The sequence below is a fragment of the Pyrobaculum sp. genome, from assembly GCF_049971835.1.
Taxonomy (GTDB): Archaea; Thermoproteota; Thermoprotei; order Thermoproteales; family Thermoproteaceae; genus Pyrobaculum.
In genome coordinates, this window is sequence record NZ_JBMFKV010000359.1 from 1 (window position 1) to 1,389 (window position 1,389).

Annotated in this window: 2 protein-coding genes; both read right to left on the reverse strand. The window is 58.5% G+C overall.

What is annotated here, in order from left to right; genetic code table 11:
* On the reverse strand, positions 1 to 915 hold a 915-nt coding region (locus ACP5J3_RS14640; protein ID WP_428496352.1), incomplete at its 3' end, for a hypothetical protein.
* Positions 905 to 1,389 (reverse strand): hypothetical protein (locus tag ACP5J3_RS14645; protein WP_428496353.1); only part of this gene is annotated, 485 nt, incomplete at its 5' end. The genes ACP5J3_RS14645 and ACP5J3_RS14640, both read right to left, overlap by 11 nt.

Genomic DNA, 1,389 nt, shown 5'->3' on the forward strand with positions numbered 1-1,389 from the left:
GTACGTGATCACAAACCCCCGCCTCGCCCTCTGCCAAGCCTCAAGTCTGTGCGTAACGGCGTAGACAGACGCCTCGCCGCTGTTCAGTAACTCCACCACCTTGACCAGCCTAGAGCCGTCGAGGCCGTTAAACGCGTCGTCGATGTAGAGCATGGGCGGCAGCGAGACGCCGTGCGCCGCCGCCGTTTTTCTTATTTTCACCGCAACCTCCAGAAGAGTTTTTAACAAGGCTTCCATCACCTCCCCAAGGCTACTGGGCGCATACAAAAAGCGGCGCCATCCCACCATAACCTCTTCGAAACGTAGCTCAGGCGGTATTCCCACCTCCAGCTTCTTGACGTAGCAAGGCACCTCTCCGTCGGGAAGCATGAAGGGCGGGACAAATATCTGAACTTCGCACATCCTCCACGTCGTGAAGAGCTCTCTAATTTCAGCAACTCGTCGTTGCGAAGTGCTGAAAAAAGCCTCTCTCAGCCCGTGGGGAAGGGAGATTATATGCGCCAAGGCGTATGCCAGCCTATTCTTCATCTCCTCGTCAAGCTCCGTCCTAGTACCCCGGCGGAGGAAGGCAACGGACTCGGCAACGTTTGACTTAACTACGGTTTGGAGGCAAACGTCGTCGCCCACCTCGTCCTCTCTAAAACACGCCGTGTAGTTGACGTCGTATACCCGCATCCCTATTTCGTCAATAATGCGCTGGACTATATGAGCGGAATCTGTGAGCTTGGCGATGCTCCACGTATTCCCTAGGTAAATAGCGTCGGCGAGAACGGTTTTGCCCGATCCCGTTAAGCCGCCCACGACGTTAAGCCCGAGCATAGGCACAAGACCGTGCTTCAGCTCGCCGCCGCTTCTCATGACAACAGTTTCCACCAAGACCTCCTCCCCAGACCTGACGTTTACCCTAACGAGCATACGGGTAGCATCTGCCGCCGCACAGTTTAAACCTGAAGTCCTTCAGCGTGGCGCACCTCGGGAACTCTGGCTGCGCCTCGGCCCACACGCCGGAGGGAACTGCGTACGTCACGCGTCCGGCTGAAAGCCTTTCGTCCGTCCAGGTCCTCACGTCGCGCCAGTCCAAAAACTCCGCGGAGGTCCACGGCTCTGACAGCCCCCCGCTGTAGGGGAAATAGGGGCAGCGCAGATGTTCAACCTTCCCAACCGGCGCCTCCACACACTTATCCCAATCGTAAACCTCGACGCCCCCGCCCACCGTCACTAAACCCTCCGCAGGGCCCACTCTGGTTATCGCATGGGCCGACGCCACGAGGCCGTCTACGCCAATGCCGATGCTCCCCTCTACACAGTCCACATCAACCAGGTAGGCCGCCTCCCCCCGCACAGCCGGCGCGTATACCTTGCCCAAATCCCTCACCCCAAACCACTGTG